Annotated in this window: 11 protein-coding genes and 2 pseudogenes; all 13 read right to left on the bottom strand. The window is 71.1% G+C overall.

Features of this window, described 5'->3' with window-relative positions; genetic code table 11:
• Positions 1–5 precede the first annotated feature (5 nt).
• The 13 genes and pseudogenes from araA to C2865_RS25425 all read right to left on the bottom strand — a co-directional run bounded on the left by araA (position 6) and on the right by C2865_RS25425 (position 18300).
• Entirely contained in the window at positions 6–1502 is a 1497-nt protein-coding gene (gene araA, locus C2865_RS25475) for an L-arabinose isomerase (protein ID WP_106401077.1), read from the bottom strand.
• Positions 1503–1531: 29 nt separating this feature from the next.
• Entirely contained in the window at positions 1532–2197 is a 666-nt protein-coding gene (locus tag C2865_RS25470; RefSeq protein ID WP_232835807.1) for an L-ribulose-5-phosphate 4-epimerase, read from the bottom strand.
• 67 nt (positions 2198–2264) lie between these two features.
• The gene (locus C2865_RS25465; RefSeq protein WP_106401075.1) at positions 2265–3281 is read right to left on the bottom strand and encodes a LacI family DNA-binding transcriptional regulator; all 1017 of its coding nucleotides are present in this window, start codon (positions 3279–3281) and stop codon (positions 2265–2267) included.
• 65 nt (positions 3282–3346) lie between these two features.
• Positions 3347–4687 (bottom strand): MFS transporter, encoded by a 1341-nt coding sequence (locus tag C2865_RS25460; protein WP_198653586.1) that lies wholly within the window; start codon positions 4685–4687, stop codon positions 3347–3349.
• Positions 4688–4779: 92 nt separating this feature from the next.
• Entirely contained in the window at positions 4780–5577 is a 798-nt protein-coding gene (locus tag C2865_RS25455; protein ID WP_106401074.1) for a family 1 glycosylhydrolase, read from the bottom strand.
• 179 nt (positions 5578–5756) lie between these two features.
• A complete protein-coding gene (locus C2865_RS25450) occupies positions 5757–7472 on the bottom strand; it encodes a GMC oxidoreductase (protein WP_106401073.1) in 1716 nt (571 codons plus the stop codon).
• Positions 7473–7535: 63 nt separating this feature from the next.
• Positions 7536–9440, bottom strand: coding sequence for a family 78 glycoside hydrolase catalytic domain (locus C2865_RS25445; protein ID WP_232835825.1), 1905 nt, complete (start codon positions 9438–9440; stop codon positions 7536–7538).
• A gap of 21 nt (positions 9441–9461) precedes the next feature.
• Positions 9462–9554: pseudogene (locus C2865_RS41540) on the bottom strand (alpha-L-rhamnosidase N-terminal domain-containing protein); the annotation flags it as partial.
• Positions 9555–9658: 104 nt separating this feature from the next.
• A pseudogene (locus tag C2865_RS40975) lies at positions 9659–10285 on the bottom strand (alpha-L-rhamnosidase N-terminal domain-containing protein); the annotation flags it as partial.
• Between the two features lie 69 nt (positions 10286–10354).
• On the bottom strand, positions 10355–12457 hold the full coding sequence (locus C2865_RS25440; protein ID WP_106401072.1) for a hypothetical protein: 2103 nt from the start codon (positions 12455–12457) through the stop codon (positions 10355–10357).
• 50 nt (positions 12458–12507) lie between these two features.
• Positions 12508–14955: a glycoside hydrolase family 2 TIM barrel-domain containing protein gene (locus C2865_RS25435; protein WP_106401071.1), complete on the bottom strand. Its 2448-nt coding sequence runs from the start codon at positions 14953–14955 to the stop codon at positions 12508–12510.
• A gap of 22 nt (positions 14956–14977) precedes the next feature.
• Positions 14978–17233, bottom strand: coding sequence for a glycoside hydrolase family 3 C-terminal domain-containing protein (locus tag C2865_RS25430; protein WP_198653585.1), 2256 nt, complete (start codon positions 17231–17233; stop codon positions 14978–14980).
• A complete protein-coding gene (locus tag C2865_RS25425; protein WP_106401069.1) occupies positions 17233–18300 on the bottom strand; it encodes a family 43 glycosylhydrolase in 1068 nt (355 codons plus the stop codon). Before C2865_RS25425 ends, C2865_RS25430 begins: the two co-directional genes overlap by 1 nt.
• Positions 18301–18302 lie beyond the last annotated feature (2 nt).

The following is an 18302-nucleotide window of genomic DNA, read 5'->3' as shown; positions in this document are numbered from 1 at the left end:
GGGGGTCAGAAGCCCTGGGCGAGTCGGTGGTAGGCCTGGTTCCAGCGGATCTCCTGGGTGAAGCGGCGCAGGTCCGTGGCGGCGTCGACGGTCAGCAGCTCCACGCCGAGCATGTCGGCCAGGTCGGTGAGGATCTCGGTGTCCAGCGCCCGGGTCAGGACGGTGTGGTGCGGGCCGCCGGCGGTCAGCCAGGCCTCGGTGGAGGTGCGCAGGTCCGGCAGCGGCCTCCACACGGCGCGTGCGACGGGCAGCCTCGGCAGGGGCTCCAGCGGCGGGACGACCTCGATCTCGTTGGCCACCAGCCGGAACCGCTCCCCCAGGTCGGCCAGGCCGATGACGACGGCCGGGCCGGGCTCGGCGTCGAACACCAGCCGCACCGGGTCCTCCCGGCCGCCGATGCCGAGGGGATGGATCTCCAGGGACGGGCGCGCGGCTGCGATGCTCGGGCAGACCTCCAGCATGTGGGCGCCGAGGATCAGCTCGCTGCCGGGGGCCAGGTGGTAGGTGTAGTCCTCCATGAAGGAGGTACCGCCCTCGAGCCCGTCTGCGGCGGCCTTGAGGGTCCGCAGCAGGGTGGCGGTCTTCCAGTCGCCCTCACCGCCGAAACCGTAGCCGTCGGCCATCAACCGCTGGACGGCCAAGCCGGGCAGCTGGCGCAGCCCGCCGAGGTCCTCGAAGTTCGTGGTGAACGCCTTGAAGCCGCCTTCGGTGAGGAAGGCGCGCAGGCCGAGCTCGATGCGGGCGCCGTACCGCAGGGACTCGTGGCGCTCACCGCCGCGGCGCAGCCCGGGGACGACGGTGTAGAGGTCCTCGTACTCGGTGACGAGTCCGTCGATCTCCGTGTCGGCGACGGCGTCGACCATCTCGACGAGGTCGTTGACGCCGTAGGTGTTCACGCTCACGCCGAAGCGCAGTTGCGCCTCGACCTTGTCGCCCTCGGTGACGGCGACGTCCCGCATGTTGTCGCCGAACCGCGCCAGTCGCAGGCTGCGCAGCTCCGCCCGTCCAAGGGCGGCTCTGAGCCAGCCTGCCACCCGGGAGGCGACCGACGGATCGGAGACGTGTCCGGCGACGGTCTTGCGGGCGACGCCCAGGCGGGTCTGGATGAACCCGAACTCCCGGTCGCCGTGGGCGGCCTGGTTGAGGTTCATGAAGTCCATGTCGATGGACGCCCAGGGCAGCTCGACGTTGGCCTGCGTGTGCAGGTGCAGCAGCGGCTTGGCCAGCGCGTCCATCCCGGCGATCCACATCTTCGCCGGAGAGAAGGTGTGCATCCAGGCGATCAGCCCGACGCAGGAGTCATCGGCATTGGCCTCCAGGCAGACCCGGCGGATCGCGGCGGCATCGGTCAGCACCGGCAGCCACTTCACCCGCACCGGCAGATCCTCACCGAGCCGTGCAGCGATCTCCTGGGACTGCTCGGCGACCTGGCGCAGCGTGTCCTCGCCGTACAGGCCCTGGCTGCCCGTGACGAACCAGACCTCACGCTGGGTCGACGGCATGGTCTTCTCCTCTGTCTCTTTCGTGCCGGTCACTGACCGTAGGCGTTCTGGTAGCGGTCGTAGAGGTGGTCCACGTCCGAGGGGGCCAGCGGCAGGGGCTCGCCGAGCTGGCGGGACACGTGGACGGTGCGGGCGACGTCCTCGCACATCACCGCGGCCTTCACCGCGGCACGAGGCGAGGCACCGATCGCGAAGACGCCGTGGTTGCGCAGCAGCACCGCCGGGCTGCGGTGGCTCTCCAGGGTCTCGACGATGCCCTTGCCGATCTCCTCGCCGCCGATCAGGGCGAACGGACCCACCGGGATCTCACCGCCGAACTCGTCCGCCATCGCCGTCAGCACACATGGGACGGCCTCGTCCCGCGCCGCCCATGCCGTCGCGTACGTCGAGTGCGTGTGCACCACTCCCCCGACGTCCGGGCGGTGGCGGTACACGTAGGCGTGAGCGTAGACGTCGCTCGAGGGCTTGAGCGCGCCCTCCTCGACGGGGTGACCGTCGAGGTCGCACAGCACCATGCTCTGGGGAGTCAGGTCCGCGTAGGGCACGCCGCTCGGCTTGATCAGGAAGCGGTCGCCGCCCACCCGGGCGGAGACGTTCCCCGCCGTCCACACGACGAGCTCCGCCTCCACCAGGGTCCGGTGCAGGACGGTGAGCTCCGCGCGGAGCGAGATGAGCGGATCATCGGGAAGTGCCATCATGCGGCTCCTTTGTTAGCGTTAACATTCCTGGCGGGCAGCGGATCGGGGAAGCTCCGGGGCGAGGTCAGGGGCGGCGGACCGCCGTACTCTCCCGGACGATGAGCTCCGGCTCGACCGCCTTGCGGGCACGGGCGTCGCCCCCGCCGACGCGCTCCATCAGGAGCGCGAAGGCGCGGCGCCCTACCTCACCGAAGTTCTGGCGGACGGTGGTGAGCGGCGGGGCGAAGAAGGCGGACTCGGGGACGTCGTCGAAACCGGCGACGCTGACGTCCTCTGGGACCCGACGGCCCGCCTCACGCAGCGCGCGCAGCAGGCCCAGGGCCATGGCGTCGTTGGCGGCGAACACCGCCGTGACGGACGGGTCGCGGGCGATCTCGCGGCCCAGGTCGTAGCCCGACCCGGCCGACCAGTCCCCCACCAGGCGCTCGGGGACTGCGTGCCCGCCGGCCTCCAGGGTCTCGCGCCATCCGGCGACCCGGCTGCGGGCGTCGACCCACTCGTCCGGGCCCGCCAGGTGCCAGACCGTCTCATGTCCGAGGCTGAGCAGATGGCGGGTGACCCGCGCCGCCCCTGCTCCCTGGTCGACGGCCGCCAGCGGGAAGGGCAGCCCGTCGTCGGCGCCGACCACGACGACCGGCAGGTCCGAAGGAAGTCCGCCCAGCGCCTCGGCTGCCGACTCGTGCGGGGCCACGATGACGGCGCCGAAGACCGACTGCCCGCGCAGCCGCTCCACTCCCTCGCCGATGGACCTGCGGTTCAGCGTGCCCAGGCTGACGATGCTCACGAGGTGGCCGTGCTCCCGGGCGGCTCGCTCGATGCCGTGGACCGTGGAGGCCGGCCCGTGGAGCGTGGTGTCGAAGCTGACCACTCCCAGCACCCCTGAGCGGCCCGTCGCCAGGACACGAGCCGCCGCGTTCGGCCGGTAGTCCAGCACGCGGACCGCGGCCAGCACCTTGGCGCGGGTGGCGGCGCGCACCTTCCCGGGCGAGTTGAGCACCCGGGAGACCGTCATGGCGGAGACACCGGCCAACTCCGCCACGTCCTCCATGACGACCGGACGCGGGCCTTTGCCTTCCCCCATCTCTTCCCCTCGGGCTCCTCGTGCCTGCTCGTCGCTTCTCCCGCTCGTGGCGGAGTGCGCCGGGTTCAGCGGACGGACTTGATGCGCTGGGCGATCACGAGGCCGCCCAGCAGGGTCAGGGCCGCGGCCGCGAAGTAGAGCAGGGTGTAGTTCTTCTCGCCTTCACTCGCGCCGATCAGCAGGAAGGCCGGTGCGACGAGGGGTGCGAGTCCCTGCGGAATGGAAGTGGAGAAGTTGTAGATGCCGGTGTAGCGGCCGGCCCCGGTCTCCCGTTCGGGCAGGACGTCCAGCATGAGCGCCTGGTCCACGGCGGCGAAGACGCCAAGGCCGAGGTTGCCCAGGGCCGCTCCGGCCACGATCAGCGGGAGGTCGGGGGCCAGCGCCATGAGGACGGCCCCGGCGGCGTACACGCAACCGCCGACCAGCACGAAGACGCGGCGCCGGTGCAGCCGGTCCGACAGCAGGCCGCCGCCCAGCGCGCCGAGCATGGTGGCCACGATGCCGCCGCCGGCCAGGAGCGCGACCGTGCCCGCCACCTCCTCGACGGTGGTGTCCATGCGGTCGGCCAGGAAGAAGGCGGTGAAGGTGGTGTTGAAGGTCAGACCGGACATGAACAGGAACTTGCCGAGCCAGTTCCAGGCGAAGTCGGGGCTTCGCCGCGGGTCGAAGACGTAGGTGCGCGCCAGGGAGCGCGGGGTCAGCGGCTCGAAGGACAGGGTCGCCCGGCGGTTGTCGGGCTCGCTCACGAAGCAGATGAAGAGCACCATCGCCACCACGCCGACCGCTCCCGGCACCAGGAACAGCAGGAGGTGGCTTCCCGCGAGGCCGCCTCCGAGCAGGGCGCCAGCGATGGGCGCGAGCTGCTGGACGACGCCGACCATGCCGGAGACCTTGCCGCGCTGGGACTCGGGCAGCCGGTCGGCCTGCGAGGCGGTCAGGAGCGACAGGACCGTCCCCCAGCCCAGCTGGGCCAGGACCCAGCCGAGGCCGAGCACGGGGATGCTCGGCGCCAGGGCCATCACCGGCAGCGCGCCGAGGCCGACAGCCGTCATGGCGATCAGGTACGGGCGGCGCCGGCCGAGCCGGCTGCGGGTCCGGTCGCTGAGCATCCCGAACAGCGGGGCGGCCAGCACCGCGGTGATGCCGCCCGCGCCGGTGATATAGCCGAGGTACTCCTCATGGGCGGGGGCCAGCTGCTCGACCTTGATCGCCAGCGAGATCGCGATCGGCGTCACGAACGCCATGAACACGCCGAACTGGGCGCAGACCATCAGCCAGATGTAGGAGGTCCCCACCTCGGGCAGGCCGCCGGAGGTCTTCACCGCCTTGTCCGCGGGCACGCCGGCTCCGTGGGAGCCGTCGAGAAGCGGTCCGCCGGTCGGCGGTTCGGGTGGGGAGAGGGTCATGTCGGCCTCGTCTTCGGGCGTTCGCGCGACGTGCGCGAGAGGGGTCTTTCAAAGGGCTTGCGGGAAGGGGACGGAGCCGCCCCGGCCCGGTGTCAGGGCAGTGCGTTGCGCCGGGCGACGGCTCCCAGGTAACGGGCGCTGTTCTTGACGGTGCGCTGCTGGGTGCGGCGGTCGACGGCGATGAGACCGAACGTGGGCTTGTAGCCGAGCATCCACTCGAAGTTGTCCAGCGCGGACCAGTGGTAGTAGCCGCGCACGTCGAGGCCGTCGGCCAGGCAGCGCTCCACGCCTTCCAGCGCCAGGCGGATGAACTCCGCCCGCCGGGTGTCGTCGTCGGTGGCGATGCCGTTCTCGGTGACGAACATCGGCAGGCCCGCCGAGGCCGCACGGCGCAGGACGTTCTCCAGCGCCTGCGGGTAGAACTCGTATCCCATCTCCTCGGGGTGCGGCAGAGCGCCGTCCGGGCCGACCAGGACCCGGCTGTAGTTCTGCACGCCGAGGAAGTCGTCGCCCTGCATCGCCGACAGAAAGCCGTCGAAGGACTCGGCCCACCGCCGCTCGGCGGCTTCACGCCGACGGGCGCCTGCTCGATCCCGGCAGGCCTCCAGCACGTCCCGGTAGTGCGCGATCGCCGACCGGGAGGAGAAGTCGTCCTCGGGCTCGACCCGCGCCCACTCGATGGAGAAGCGGTAACCGGCAAGGCCCAGCTCCTTGAGCAGCGCGATGTCCTGGCGGTACAGCCGGTAGTGGTCGCCGGCGTCCCCGCTGGGCTCGGCGAAGCGCAAGCCGGGAGTGTGCTCCAGCGCCCAGAAGTCGCTGGTGGTGTTGTTGCCTTCGACCTGGTGGGCCGCGGTCGCCGAACCCCACAGGAAGCCTTCGGGGAAAGCCACGGCTGCTCCTTCTCGTTCTCGGTGCCGGACACCGCAGGTGAACTCTACTAAAGCGAATTAGCAATGCGCATAAGTAAACGGCAGGGGCCCGCGGGCGACAAGAGAAGTCCAGGTAACGGATGCGTAACGCCCCCTGCCCAACCCGGCCCGACCCGCTGGACCGGAGCCGGATCGGCCGGTCACCCGGCGGCGACCGCGTGGGCGGCGGTGCGCCAGGCGAGGGCCATGACGGTCAGGACGGGGTTGGCGCCGCCGTTGGTGACGTGGAGGCTGGCGTCGGCGATGTGGACGCGGTCGGTTCCCCAGAGCCTGCCGTTGGGGTCGGTGGCGCCGTGGCGGGGAGAGTCGGACATGCGTGCGGTGCCGGCCTGGTGCTGGCCGCCGGACAGTCCTCTGCTCGCCGCGCCCATCCGCCAGGTGCGGACGGCGCCGGACGCGTGCAGCCATTCCTCGGCCCGGGCGGACAGGAAGTCGCAGGTGCGCAGGTCCTCGGGATGCTGGAGGCCTTCGAGCCGGGCGACGGGGAGCCCCAGGCGGTCGGTGACGGTGGAGGCGAGCCGGACGCGCGCGTCGCGGGTCGGCACCTCATGGACCGGGCCCTGGATGTTGATGGTGCGCCGGTAGCTCTCGGCCAGGGCGCGGCGCGCGTCGGGTCCGGCCCGGTCGACGCCCGCGGGCAGGCCCAGGGCGTAGTGCATGGTGGGGATCTTCACGAAGTCGTGGCCGAGCAGGCCGCCGCCGACGACGCCGTCGTTGCCGTGGGAGAAGTGCCGGGTCGCGACGGAGGGTCCGGGGCCGAGGCCGTCGTGCACGTCGGCGTCGAACATGCCGAACACGTTGGCGTACAGGTGGCCTTGGAGGCAGTCGCCGACCCAGTCGTTGCCCAGGCCGCTGAGCTGGAGCAGGCGGGGTGTCTCGACCGCGCCGCCGGCCAGGACGATCCGCCCGGCGCGCAGGGTGCGGGAGGTTCCACCGGCGGCGATCTCGACCTCGCCGTCGTCGGAGATCCGGATGACCTGCGCTTCGGTGATCAGGTCGGCGCCCAACTCGAGGGCGCGGGGCAGGACGGTGCTGTGGGTGCCGTTGCGTGCGTCGACGGGGCAGATGAAGCCGACGCACTGCCCGCAGCGGATGCACGCGGCCCGGCCGTTTCGGGGCTCGGTGTTCAGCAGCAGCGGGACCGCTCCGCTCGGCCAGCCGAGCGTCTCGGCTCCGGCGGCGAGCACAGCGGCCTCGGCGGTCGGCGGGAACGGCGCCATCGGGTAGTCGCGGCTGCGGGGCCCTTCTCCGGAGTGGGCGCGGCCGGCCACGCCCAGTTCCCATTCGACCTGGTCGTAGAACGGTTCGAGGTCGTCGTAGGTGATCGGCCAGTCCGCGAGCGCCGATCCCTCGGGGACGCCGTACAGCGACGCCATCCGGAAGTCGTCGGGCAGGAACCGCCACGCCTGCGCGCCGAAGAACCTGGTACCGCCGCCCACGGTGATCGCGTTGTGGTGGTAGCGCAGGTCGTCGTACTCCACGGCCGCCTCGCCGTCGTCGCCGGGCACGGCACGCGGGTGCCCGGAAGGCGTGTCGAGGTCTCCGCCGAAGAAGAACCGGTGGTTGCGGACGTGGTCGGCCGCCAGGTCGCGCGCGCCGAACCACGAACCGCGCTCCACCACGAGGACCGACGCCCCGCTTCGTGCCAGCACGAACGCGGCGACGCCGCCTCCGGCCCCGCTGCCCACCACGATCGCGTCGTAGCGGTCGCGCAGGTCGCGCAGTGCCCGGGCCGGCGGGCGCCGCACCAGGGGGACGTCGACGGGCGGCCGACCCGCCGGGTAGGGGTCGAAGCCGATCTCCTCCCAGGCCCCGGAGTCCGGGTCGGCGTAGAAGTCCAGGGGTGAGCGGGTCATCGAAGTGCCTTTCTTCAGGGGGTGCCGCTCGTCAGAGGGCCGTGGTCGGAGACTCATGAGACCTCACCCGCCGCCCCTCCCGAGTTCCGCGAACGCGGTCTCCACGTCATGGAGGATCGGCTCGGCGCCGGGGATCAGCTTCAGCGCGTCCCGGATCCTCGTGCCTTGGGGCGCGGAGCCCAGCCCTGTCCCGATGAACTCGGCGATCTCCGGCATCCTGGCCACGATGGCGTCGGTGAGCAACTTCAGCGCGCCGGGCCGGTCGGCGACCTCGCCGAGAGTGCTGTCCAGGGTCAGCGGTGGCAGGTCAGCGGTGAGGTCCGAGAACGGGACGTTCCACCGGTGGGTGCCCGATCCGACGGTCTGCTCGGTGCCGTCGGGCAGGTTCACCTCGGCCGAGGTGTTGGGCGGAACGGTCGCTTCGACGGTGAGCCGTTCACCGTTCAGCGTCCATGAGCAGGCGGCGAGGCCGTAGGGGGTGCGCAGCCGGGCGGAGGCGTGGGTGAGGCCGCCGCCGGGGCGGGGCGTGATGCGCAGGCGCCGGTAGCCGGGCTCGGCGGGGGCCAGTCCGGCGACGGTGCGGTGCAGCCAGTCGGCGACCGCGCCGAAGGCGTAGTGGTTGAAGGACGTCATACCGCTGGGGTTCACCCGTCCGTCGGGCAGGAGGCTGTCCCACCGCTCCCAGATCGTCGTCGCCCCCTGGACGACCGGATACAGCCACGACGGGCACTCCTTCTGCAGCAGCAGCCGGTAGGCCGAATCCAGGAACCCGGACTCGGCGAGCGCGTCGCAGACCAGCGGAGTCCCCACGAAACCCGTGGCGATCCGGTAGCCGGAGCCGCGCAGCAGGTCCGCCAGACGCCCGGCCGCATGCCGCCGCTGCTCGCCGCCGGGCAGCAGGCCGAACCGCAGGGCCAGCCCATAAGCGGTCTGGGAGTCCGACAGCAGACGGCCGGACGGGGTGATGTACTCGTCCCGGAACGCCCGCCGGATCCGCGTGGCCAGCGCTTCGTAGCGCTCGGCTTCGCCGGTGCGGCCGAGCAGGAGCGCGGTCCGGGCCACCAGGTCCGCCGAGCGCGCGAAGTAGGCGGTCGCCACGATCTCCGGATAGGTCTTGGCCGCCTCGGGCCTACCGGGAGGGGCCGTCGGATCCAGCCAGTCCCCGTACTGGAAACCCGAATTCCACAGCAGATCCTCGCCCGCGAGCGACTCCACATGGTCCACCCAGGCACACATGCTGGAGAACTGCGCCTCCAGGACGCCGAGGTCGCCGTAGCGCTGGTAGAGCGTCCAGGGAACGATCACCGCCGCGTCACCCCAGGCCGCCGCGACCGGGGCGTGCACTACGGAGGGGATGACGGAGGGCACCGCGCCGTCGGGTTCTTGCTCGGCCGCCAGGTCGGCCAGCCAGGAGTTCAGGAAGCCGGAGCTGTCGTACAGGAACGACGCGGTCGGTGCGAACACCTGGAGGTCACCCGTCCAGCCCAGACGCTCATCACGCTGGGGGCAGTCGGTGGGCACGTCCAGGAAGTTGCCGCGCATCCCCCACACCGCGTTCTCGTGCAACCGCTCCACCAGCGGATCAGAGCAGGAGAACCAGCCGGTGCGCTCCATGTCCGAATGGCACACCAGGGCCACGGCACCGCTCACCGGGCCGGTGACCTCCGCGTACCGGAACCCGTGAAAGGTGAAACGCGGCTCCCAGGCCTCGGCCCCGCCACCGCGCAGGACATAGGTGTCGGTCGCTTTCGCCGTGCGCAGCGGCCCGGTGCACAGCTCGCCGTCCTGCAGGATCTCGGCGTGACGGAGTACCACCTCCTCCCCCGCCTGACCAGAAACCGTGATCCGGAGCCTGCCGACGAGGTTCTGCCCGAAGTCCAGAATCGTCTTCCCGGACGGTGAAGTGAGCGTGGCGACCGGTTCCAGCGTCTCGGTGACGCGCACCGGCGGACCCGTCGGAACGACCAAGATGGACAGATCGTGCTCGACGGACTCGGCGGGCCACCAGGCCGAGTCGTCGAAACCCGGCTGCGACCAGCCCTCCTGCTCCTTACGGGCGTCGTAGACCTCGCCGTCGTACAGATCGCTGGACAGCAGCGCACCGGAGGAGGCCTTCCAGGTTTCCGGGCGGTGATGATCCGGTGAACCGTACCGTCCTCGTAGGAGAGCTCGAGCTGGGCGAGCAGCGCCAGCCGCTCCCCGTACAGCGCGCGCTTGCCCTCGAACCCGAGCCTGCCCCGGTACCAGCCGTCGCCCAGCATCGCGCCCAGGCAGTTGGCGCCCTCCCGGACGAGCCCGGTGACGTCGTAGGTCTGGTAGCGCAGGCGGTGCCGGTAGCTCGTCCAGCCGGGGGCCAGCACGTGATCGCCGACCCGCTCGCCGTTCAGCTCGGCCTCGTAGACCCCCAGCGCCGTCGCGTACAGACGAGCCGACGCCAGACCAGGGCCGGACGCGAACTCCGTCCGCAGCAACGACCCCTCGCCGGGCCCCACGAACTCCGCCGCCCAGTCGTCCGCGTGCAGGAGACCCGCCTCGACCTCCGTCGACACCCACGGCGACCGCTCACCCGACAGATCAGCCACCCGGACCGAGACCGTGACGCGTTCACGCGAGGCCAGCGGCGCGAACGGCCACGGCACCAGCACCGAATCAGCGGATTCGACCCGCACCCGATCGCCGCGCGCCTCCACCTCATAAGCCGTCTGCACCCAACCCGGCGCACCGGTCTCGGTGCGCCACGACAGCCGGGGCCGGGCCGTGCCCACGCCCAGCGGCTCCCGCAGGTGCTCGAACCTCAATCCGGTCACTTCCATGATCACGTATTTCCCTTCGAGGTCAGCGAGCGGGCAGGGCCGTCCGGCGCGTCGGGTGGGGCCGCACCGTCACGGCCATGGGGTGAACCCCTCGTGGCGGACGGTCCAGGTTCCGTCTCCTGGGAAGCCCGGGCAGTCGGCGCCGGCTCCGTCCCACCCTGCGGCCATGAGGGAGACTGCGGCCAGGAGGGCCCCGTTGGACGGGAGGTAGATCGGCAAGAGGCTGCCGATCTGGGGGGTGTGGCCGGTGGGCAGGTACCGGTTCTTCGAGCCGTCCATGAGGAGCGCGTCGACGGCCAGGTCCGGACGGCCCAGACGGGTCGCGGTCATGGCCATGACGGGGAAGTCCCAGCCCCAGGCGGTGTCCCACTGCCAGCCGTCGCGGACGTCCAGAAGGGTCGCCTCCATGACGGCCGGATCGACGAGCGGGGTGTCCGGAACGACGCCCAAGGCGCACAGCAGGGACGGATGGTCGTCACGCCGCAGGTAGGGCTCGGTCGCGATCGCCGTGTAGAGGCCTTCACGTTGGTGGGGCTTCACGAGGCCGTCCTGGATGCGCTGCCAGTGCTCGTCGCGGTCCTTGCCGAGGCGTTCGCGCCACAGCTGGGCGATCTCCAGGCCCCACCACCAGTAGGCCAGTTCGAAGGTGGGGTCCTCGGTGGTCTTGGCGTCGTAGAACTCCTGGGCGGGGACCAGCGGCGCGGGCAGGTGGTAGGCGCCGTCGCGCTCCTCGACGAAGTCCGCCATGAACAGCGCCGTCTCCTCGACCAGTTCCGCGAAGCGCGGCACCAGGTCGTCGCGGTGCCGCCCGCTGCGGTGGAGGAGTTCCAGCAGGTAGAGGGGGTGGGGCTGCTGCCAGATGAGCAGGGCACCGATGTCGCTGGGGCTCTCCCTGCCGTCGGGGCCGACGTGTTTGGGCCAGCGGGCGCCCGCGTAGTGCTGGCGGCGGGCGGTCTCGCGGGCGGAGTCCAGTATGGACAGGTACCAGTCCATACTGCGTTCCAGCAGTTCGGGACGCCCCCATGCCGCGAAGTGCGCGGTGTGCCACCAGTGCATCTCCAGGTGGAACTTGCCCTGCCAGGAGTTGGTGATCAGGCCCGTCTCCTGGGGCGGAGTGGTGCCGGAGCAGTTCACCGCGGTCAGATACTGCGACAGGACGACACGGCGCTCCAGCTCCGCGGCCCGCGGGTCGGTGCTGCCAGCGAAGTCGATCGCCGCACCCGAGGTCCAGAAGTCGCGCCAGGATGCCGCCGCGGCGTCCAGGATCGGGGCGAATCCGCCCGGCTGGAGTTCCGCGCCGTTGCCAGGGGCGAAGGAAGTGACGAGCTCCAGCGTGGTGGCCGGGGTCGTCAGCGCGAACTCGTGCGGCTCTCCGGCCGTTTCGATGGTGCCCCGCGACCAGTCCAGGCGCACCGTGTACCGGGCGTCGTCGAGGGTGCGGCCGAACAGGCAAGCCTGTTCACCCAGGCGTTCCAGCTCCGTGCGGTGCTTGTCGGGTGAGGACCAGTCCGAGGTCTGGAAGAAACCGTCGCTGGCGTAGGGGAACCTGACGGCCACGGCCGCCCGGCCGTCGGCGAGCAACTCGGACTCGACGCGGAAGGCGACCCGCGCCAGGCGTGGATCGGCGACCGTCGTGACGCGCACCTCGTGCCCGGCGTACTCGAAGGCGGTCTCGAGCACGCCGGTCCACAGGTCGAGGCGCTGGCGCGGGTTCGCGAGCGCCGCCGGGTCGGTCTCCGGCGCGGCGCCCGCCTCCGGCCGGAGCACGAGGCCGATCCGGCCCAGGTCCAGCCGGTGGGGGTTCAGGTGGAGCCACGTCCCGGCGCGGTACTCCTCGGCGACCTCGCCGCCGAACGCCGCCGCCATGTCGAACCTGTCGGGATACCGCACGGGTCCGCGGGCGGACTCGTAGGTCGACATCGCGTCGTCGAGCACGAACCCGTCGGGGTTGGGCATCTCGTGCCAGCCCCAGGTCGACATCGTCGCGGTGTTCACCGCCAGGCGCCGCTCCACCTGGGCGGCGGCCTGGTCGTGGAAGGCGGTGAAGGTCTGCATGCCGGTGATGTCGGCGGTGAAGGCGAAGTCGCCGTTGCCGACCGTCAGCACGTGCGACGGGTCGGCTTCCGTCAGCTCGACGGTGTGGCGGCGGACCACCGCCTGGCGGTCGATCATGGTCCTCTTTCCGGTAGGGGTCTGGTCGGATCTCCCGGCGGCTGCGCCCGTCATTCGACGGCCACCAGGATCTCGACCGGTTCGCAGTCCGAAGCGGAGGCAAGAAGGCGGATCTTCCCGGCGCCGGTCGGACGCAGGACGGCCAGCGCGCGTCCCTCGTAGGTGCGGTGCTCGGTCGCGTCGAACCGCTCCTCGGTCGCCGGGGCGGCGCTGCCGAAGCCGGCGAGGACTCCGTCGCCGGAGACCTCCACACGCACCGGGCGGTTGGCGGCGGTGTGGACCGTCCCGGCGGCGTCGGTCAGGGTGAAGGTGACGTAGGCCAGGTCGCCGTTGGCGGTCGTGATGGCCTGCCGGTCGGCCTCGGCGCGCAGCCGCACCGGGCCCTCGGCGGACCGCACGAGGTGGCGGCCGGACTCCGTGCCGTCCCGGTAGGCGATCGCCACCAGCTCACCGGGTTCGTAGACCGTCTCGAACTCGGTGCGGAAGGCCTGCTCCCTCCCCGTCGGCCGCCGTCCGAGCGAGCTTCCGTTGACGAGGAGCTCCACCTCGTCGGCGTCGCCGTAGACCTCGACGGCGATCGGCGCGCCCTCGGATCCGGGCCAGGTCCAGCTGGAGACGGCGTCGCTCCACGCCCACGGGCTCGCTCCCCAGGTCTTGCCGTGGTGCTCAGGCCGCCTGACCGCCACGTAGGGCTCGGAGCGCAGGCCGAAGACGATCTCCCGGTAGTAGGAGACGGGACGCCGGTGGCCGGTGATGTCGAGGTCGCCGCAGCCCGCGAGCAGGTAGGGGTAGGGCCCCACGTGGACGGGCCTCGGGTTCTCGGGCGTGAGGTACTGGGGACGGCCGATGCCCACTTCGCCCAGGTAGTCCCAGCCGGTCCAGGTGAAGTCGCCGATGACGTGGTCGTACTGCTCGACCAGCTTCCAGTTGCCCTCGATGTGGGTGGAGAAGGTCTCGGTGCCCACGATGATGCGGCCCGGGAACAGGTCCTTGTCCAGCGCGTAGCGGCTCTCGGAGTAGTTCATGCCGGCGACGTCCAGCACCGCGTAGGACTCGGCGGTGCGCTCGGTCACCATCTCCGAGGCGCTGACCATGTTCATCATGTCCCCGGCGTCGGCCATGACGGTGTTGATGCCCGCGCCTTCGTCCGCCGCCTTCGCCTGCTGCCTCGCCTTCATCACCTCCGGCAGCACGGCCAGCATGTTGTTGATGCCGTTGGTGACGTAGCGGGTGCCGTCCAGGGAGCGGACCTTCTCGGCGAGCCTGCGGCCCCAGGCCGCCCCGACGGTCGAGCCGACCTCGGGGATCTCGTTGCCGATGGAGTAGAAGACGACGCTGGGGTGGTTGAAGTCCTTGGCGACCATCGCCTCGATGTCACGTTCCCACCATTCGGGGAAGTGCAGGCTGTAGTCGAACTCGCTCTTGGCCGAGGTCCACATGTCGAACGCCTCGTCCATCACCAGAACGCCGAACCGGTCGCAGGCGTCCAGCATGGCCTTGCTCATCGGCTGGTGGGACATGCGGATCGCGTTGAATCCCGCCGCCTTCAGCAACTCCACCCGGCGCTCCTCGGCGCGGGCGAAGGTCGCTGCGCCGAGCACTCCGTTGTCGTGGTGGACGCACGCGCCGCGCAGCTTGACGGTCTCGCCGTTGATGCGCAGCCCGAACCGGGGGTCGAGCTGCAGCGAACGGATACCGAAGGTGACGGTCTCGGCGTCCACCTCCTCGGCCCCTTCCCGCAGGCTCAGGCCGCAGGTGTAGAGGGAAGGCGAGTCGGTGCTCCACAGCGCCGGGTCGAGGACGTAGAGGCGAGGGCGGGCGGTCGCGGGCTCACCGGGCAGCACCGTGACCTTCGCGGTGTCGGCGGCCACGACGGTGCCGACGGCATCGCGTATCTCGGCCGCCAGCTCGAGGGTGCGGATGGCCAGGGAGTCGTTCTCAACCTTGACCGCGACCTCCACCACCGCCCGGTCCCGGTCGATGTCGGGGGTGGTGACGCGGACGCCGTCGGGCGCGATGCGGGCCGTCTCGCCGACGAGCATCCAGGTGTCGCGGTAGATCCCCGCTCCGGTGTACCAGCGGGAGTCGCGGTGGGCGCGGGCCTCGACGCAGATCTCGTTGTCCTGGCCGAAGCGCAGGAACCGGTCGGCGTCGATGTGGAAGTGGGAGTAGCCGTAGGGGCGCTGCCCGGCGTAGTCGCCGTTGATGTGGACGGTCGCGTCGCGGTAGACGCCCTCGAACTCGAAGAAGACCCGCTTGCCCCGGTGCTCCTCCGGCACGAAGAACGCCTTGCGGTACTCGAAGACGCCGCCGGGGAAGTAGGCGCCTGCCCCGTTCTCCATCGTGGCCGCGCTGTCCGGTTTCACCCGGTCCTGTGTGATCATCGCGTCGTGCGGCAGCGTCACCGGCCGGAACGGGACGGAGGTGCCGGACAGCTCGGCGAAGGGGTTGACCTTGGGCCGGGCCTGCCATCCGTCGTTGAAAGAAATGCGAATCATGGATCTTGCCTTCCCTGGGTCTCTACGCGCCGTGCCCGGCCGTACGGCCGCCGAGAAAACGATCGATTTCCGTGGTGTCCAGGCGGCCTCCGCCCATCGCGATCAGCCGGTTCAGCGGCAGCGCCTCGACCATGCGGAGGATCTCCGGGTCGTGGGCGATGCCCGACCCCTCCATCGTCCGCACCGCCTCCATGAGCAGGGGGCCGCCTTCCGGGTCGTCCAGCCAGTCCCCGACCGACGACTCCAGGGCGAGGGGGCGCGCGAGCGGAGGAGCTTCCACCGTCACGGTGGCGGTCAGGCGCAGGTCGCGGGAGGACGAACCGACGCTGAGCTCGAAGTCACCGCTCTCCAGCACCCACCGGCCGTGGACTGGGTGGAAGAAGGAAAGGTCCCGGGCGCGCAGCTCGAACTCCACGGGCGCGGCCTCACCGGGGGCGAGCTCTATCTTGGTGAAGGCCTTGAGCTCCCGGACGGGCCGGTCGACCGAGCAGATCGGATCGCCGACGTAGACCTGCACCACTTCCTTGCCGGTGACGGACCCGGTGTTGGCCAGGGTGAGCCGCAGCCGCACGACGGCGTCCTCGCCCTCCCCTTCGACCGTCGTGTGCAGGTCGGAGTAGGCGAAGGCGGTGTAGGACAGGCCGTGCCCGAAGGGGTAGGCGACGGCCATGTCCCTGGCGTCGTAGTAGCGGTATCCGACGTAAAGGCGCTCCCCGTAGGAGACGACGCCCTCAGCACCGGGGAAGTCCAGGTGGGACGGGGTGTCCTGGAGGCGCAGCGGAATGGTCTCGGCCAGCTTCCCGGACGGGTTGACCCGGCCGAGCAGCAGGTCGGCGATCGCGCCGCCACCGGCCTGCCCGCCCAGCCATCCCTCCAGGACGGCTTTGGCGTGGTGGTCCCAGTTCGCGGTCTCGACCACTCCTCCGTTGGCCAGCACGACCACCGTGTTCCGGTTGGCCCGCGCCACCGCCTCCAGCAGCCGGAGCTGGACGTCGGGCAGGCCGATGTGCTCGCGGTCGGTGCCCTCGGTCTCCTCCCCTTCGGGCAGGCCCAGGAACACCACGGCGACGTCGGCCTCCTCGGCGGCGGAGACCGCCTCCGTCAGCAGTGCCTCGTCCTCCTCGCCCGAGAGGGTGAAGCCGGGCGAGAACGTCAGGTGCAGGTGTTCCCCGGCCGCCTCCGTGAGGGCGTCCAGAGCGTTGTCGACGCGGACGGCGTTGACCAGGGAGCTGCCCGCCCCCTGGAACCTGGGTGTGCGGGCGAACTCGCCGATCACCGCCACGCTCGGACCGGCCTCCGGGTCCAGCGGCAGGATCGCGTCCTCGTTCTTCAGCAGGACCGCCGACTCGGCGGCGGCCAGCCGGGCCAGGGCGTGGTGCCGGTCGAAGTCGACGGCTTCGGCGGGGCCCGCCTGCGCGGAGCGGTCCAAGAGCTCCAGCATGCGCGTCACGGCCCGGTCGAGCGCGGCCTGCTCGAGCCGACCGGCCTGCACCGCCTCGACGAGCCGTGCCGCACTGGTGCCGTTCGTGGTGGGCATCTCCAGGTCCAAGCCCGCGGCGACGGCGGCCACGGGGTCGCAGACCGCGCCCCAGTCCGAGACCACCACGCCGTCGAAGCCCCACTCGTCGCGCAGCACTTCGGTCAGCAGCCACGGGTGCTGCGCGGCGTGGACGCCGTTGACCTTGTTGTAGGCGGCCATCACCGTCCACGGCTTCGCGGTGGTGACGACGTGTTCGAAGGCGGCCAGGTAGATCTCCCGCAGCGTGCGCTCGTCGACCTGGGCGCTGACCCGCATGCGGTCGGTCTCCTGGTTGTTGGCCGCGAAGTGCTTCACCGAGGCGCCCACGCCCCGGCTCTGCACACCGCGCACCAGCGCCGCGCCCAGGATTCCGCTGACGACGGGGTCCTCGGAGAGGTACTCGAAGTTGCGGCCGCACAGCGGCGATCTCTTGATGTTGACGCCCGGGCCGAGCAGGACCGCCACATCCGCGGCGCGGCTCTCGTCCCCGAGCGCCTCTCCCACCCGGGCCAGCAGGGCGGTGTCCCAGGACGATCCCAGCGCCGACGCGGTGGGGAAACACGTGGCCGGCAGGCTCACGTCGAAGCTGAAACGCTCGGCCGCCGGATCCTGCATGCGCAGGCCGTGCGGGCCGTCGGTCAGCGTGGCCGAGGGAATGCCGAGCCGGTCGACCGGCGCGGTCTCCCAGGCGCTCCGGCCCGAGAGCAGCGCGGCCTTCTCCTCGATGGTGAGGCGGGCCAGAAGGTCAGGGATGTTCATCAGTCGTAGTCCTCGATGCGCCATTCGTCGTGCCAGTCGAGACAGGGGCGGTCGCCGTCGAAGCGGACCGGCAGCCAGACGTAGTCCGCCAGGGAGGTGTTGGGCTCCATGAAGGCGGTTCGTACTTTCTCCCGGTCCTCGCTCGTTCCGGGATCCGCTTCGGGGGCGGGCGGGCCGCCCGCCAGGCGCGCGAGGGCACGGGCGGAGATCTCGGCCGGCACGTCCGGCAGCCACCGGTCGCCCAGGGCGATGTAGAGGTCCTTCTTGTGCGGGTGCTTGAAGACCGAGGAGATCTGCGACCGGTAGGAGGTGCCGGTCTCGTCGCCCGGGTGCGGATCGCCCAGGACGGTCCAGGGTCCGTGGTAGGTGTCGGCGACCGCGACCTCGCTCGGGTTCGGGAGGTAGCCCGAGGTCCCGGAGGTGAACAGGTAGTGCTTGGCGCCGCGGCGGAAGTAGGCGGGGGCCTCGCGGACGGACGGCGGGCCCGGCTGCGGGAAATGGGTGGAGTAGTAGCCGGTCACGCCGGTGTAGTCCTCGGTGAGGTCGGCGCAGATGAGTTCGCTGTGCACGCGCTCGAAGTAGTAGTAGCCCTTGCCGTCGTAGGGGTCGACGACCAGGTCGAAGTCCCCGGCGCTCATCCCCAGGGGGCGCAGGCCGGTGCGCACGATGCGGTACGGCCCCTCGATGGCGTCGGCGACCAGCACGGTGGACTCCTGGAACTCGCCCATGAGTTTGAGCCAGCAGACGAATTTCCCGGTCCGCCGGTCGTGGACGATGTGGGGCCGGTCGACCTGCTTGGCCGGGTGCAGCGGGCTGGCGGGGTCGTCGGGCTGGGGCGGGATGATCAGGCCGCGGTCCTCCCAGTCGTACAGGTTCTGGGAGGCGTACAGGCGGATGCCCCAGTGCCAGACGCCGCTGCCGGGAAGGGTCTTCTCCTTGTTCTCCCCGTACCAGTAGAACGTGCCGTCGAGGTACAGGATCGACCCTCCGTGGGCCTGGATGCGCTCGCCCTTGGTGTCCAGCCAGGGCCGGCCCGGGGTGATGCTCGTACGGCGATGCTCGCTCACGT

It is taken from the genome of Actinocorallia populi, from assembly GCF_002995495.1.
Lineage (GTDB): Bacteria > Actinomycetota > Actinomycetes > Streptosporangiales > Streptosporangiaceae > Actinocorallia > Actinocorallia populi.
This window is presented reverse-complemented; position numbering and strand designations above follow the sequence as displayed.

What these genes read in the sequence shown, in the direction of transcription:
- araA (WP_106401077.1), bottom strand. Translation starts at nt 1,502, where the DNA reads ATGCCGTCGACCCAGCGTGAGGTCTGGTTCGTCACGGGCAGCCAGGGC.
- C2865_RS25470 (WP_232835807.1), bottom strand. Translation starts at nt 2,197, where the DNA reads ATGGCACTTCCCGATGATCCGCTCATCTCGCTCCGCGCGGAGCTCACC.
- C2865_RS25465 (WP_106401075.1), bottom strand. Translation starts at nt 3,281, where the DNA reads ATGGGGGAAGGCAAAGGCCCGCGTCCGGTCGTCATGGAGGACGTGGCG.
- C2865_RS25460 (WP_198653586.1), bottom strand. Translation starts at nt 4,687, where the DNA reads ATGACCCTCTCCCCACCCGAACCGCCGACCGGCGGACCGCTTCTCGAC.
- C2865_RS25450 (WP_106401073.1), bottom strand. Translation starts at nt 7,472, where the DNA reads ATGACCCGCTCACCCCTGGACTTCTACGCCGACCCGGACTCCGGGGCC.
- C2865_RS25440 (WP_106401072.1), bottom strand. Translation starts at nt 12,457, where the DNA reads ATGATCGACCGCCAGGCGGTGGTCCGCCGCCACACCGTCGAGCTGACG.
- C2865_RS25435 (WP_106401071.1), bottom strand. Translation starts at nt 14,955, where the DNA reads ATGATTCGCATTTCTTTCAACGACGGATGGCAGGCCCGGCCCAAGGTC.
- C2865_RS25430 (WP_198653585.1), bottom strand. Translation starts at nt 17,233, where the DNA reads ATGAACATCCCTGACCTTCTGGCCCGCCTCACCATCGAGGAGAAGGCC.